Annotated in this window: 1 protein-coding gene, 1 tRNA gene and 2 rRNA genes; all 4 read left to right on the top strand. The window is 44.6% G+C overall.

Annotated features, from left to right (window positions below):
• A 16S ribosomal RNA gene (locus ACFQIC_RS20410) occupies positions 1-154 on the top strand; the annotation flags it as partial.
• Positions 155-263: 109 nt separating this feature from the next.
• Positions 264-377 (top strand): 5S ribosomal RNA (gene rrf / locus ACFQIC_RS20405).
• A gap of 46 nt (positions 378-423) precedes the next feature.
• Positions 424-500: transfer RNA gene (locus ACFQIC_RS20400), tRNA-Met, on the top strand.
• Positions 501-1,284: 784 nt separating this feature from the next.
• On the top strand, positions 1,285-1,464 hold the full coding sequence (locus ACFQIC_RS20395; protein WP_390217805.1) for a hypothetical protein: 180 nt from the start codon (positions 1,285-1,287) through the stop codon (positions 1,462-1,464).
• Positions 1,465-1,494: the final 30 nt, after the last annotated feature.

The raw sequence follows: 1,494 nt of genomic DNA, 5'->3' as shown, positions 1-1,494 counted from the left end.
CTTGTACACACCGCCCGTCACACCACGAGAGTTGGCAACACCCGAAGTCGGTGAGGTAACCTTTTGGAGCCAGCCGCCGAAGGTGGGGCCAATGATTGGGGTGAAGTCGTAACAAGGTAGCCGTATCGGAAGGTGCGGCTGGATCACCTCCTTTCTAAGGAAAAGGGAACGGCTGGATGTTATCTACGGATAGCGGAAAGCTGTCTCCCTCGGAAGACGTACTTGGTTGGTTGTTCAGTTTTGAGAGATCAAATGAATCATGATGTGGTGGTGTTAGCGAAGAGGTCACACCTGTTCCCATGCCGAACACAGTAGTTAAGCTCTTCAGCGCCGATGGTAGCCGGGTCGATCCCCGTGAGAGTAGGACGTTGCCACATTGTTTATTTTCATCTTATGGGAACTTATAATAGTTGCCCACATTATCGCGGGGTAGAGCAGTTCGGCAGCTCGTCGGGCTCATAACCCGGAGGTCGCAGGTTCAAATCCTGCCCCCGCAACCAATTATACATATAAAAGGATTTTCCTTTTCCCAGATATAAAAGCAGGCTATCGAGAGTTATCGATAGCCTGCTTTTATCTTTAGTTTCAATTCTGTGGGCTTCTGTGAATCACTTTCTTAATGTAAAAAGGAAATCTTCCTTTTGATTCATGCGGAATGTATATCCACGCTTATGCTCTTACTTTTGGAACAGAAAAAGCAGAAAGTCCACCAAAAGCCACTTGTGCCCGTCATTTAAAATGAAACAGTTTCTGCTAAAATAACTGACACACACTTTACTGGAAATTATCATCCCCATTTTATAGTGAATTGCAGCCTCTAATAACAAAACATCTGTTAATCATTGTCCTGATTCATACGGTGAAGGTGAATAACAAAGAACCAAAACATACATTTTAATGAGTAAAAAAATGTGTGTTTTGGTTCTTCTTAGATATTAGAGTTATTGAACTAACGCCCCAGTTTGTTTAATAAAAGTGTGGGTTTCCGTTACAAAGGATGGCGTTAGAAGGTCCGGGAAATCACTCGCTTTCCGTGGGCATGAGGTGAGCTTCCTCAGGCTACGCCTTGCGGGATCTCACCGATCATGTTCATCCCACAGGAGTCTCGCAATTTCCCGGACCTTCTTGCTTTCGTGAGGAGAACGGAAACATCTTCACGTGAGCAGAAGCTTCATACGTGAGAATCGTGGGGCTGTGTAATTATTGCCATTGAAATGTTCCACTTAGGACATCAAATTAACCTGTAATGTAAATTTGGAAATGGTTTTACAAGAGTAGGCATACATGCCAGTTAAGCTCCTAGCCATACCACGTTTTTTAACAACATATCTAAGTGGCTCAATAGATATACAGATATCTCATACTTTAACAGTAACGGTAGAACGGCATGATTCCGATAAAAACATACGGCAAGGGGCGGTGGGGAAGGTGGAGACTCCTGGAGCGACCGAGCATAGGTCGTAACATATAGCGGGTGGGATGCCCGTCGAGAAA

It is taken from the genome of Halobacillus seohaensis (assembly GCF_042663045.1).
Lineage (GTDB): Bacteria > Bacillota > Bacilli > Bacillales > Halobacillaceae > Halobacillus_A > Halobacillus_A seohaensis.
This window is presented reverse-complemented; position numbering and strand designations above follow the sequence as displayed.

What these genes read in the sequence shown, in the direction of transcription:
- ACFQIC_RS20395 (WP_390217805.1), top strand. Translation starts at nt 1,285, where the DNA reads ATGCCAGTTAAGCTCCTAGCCATACCACGTTTTTTAACAACATATCTA.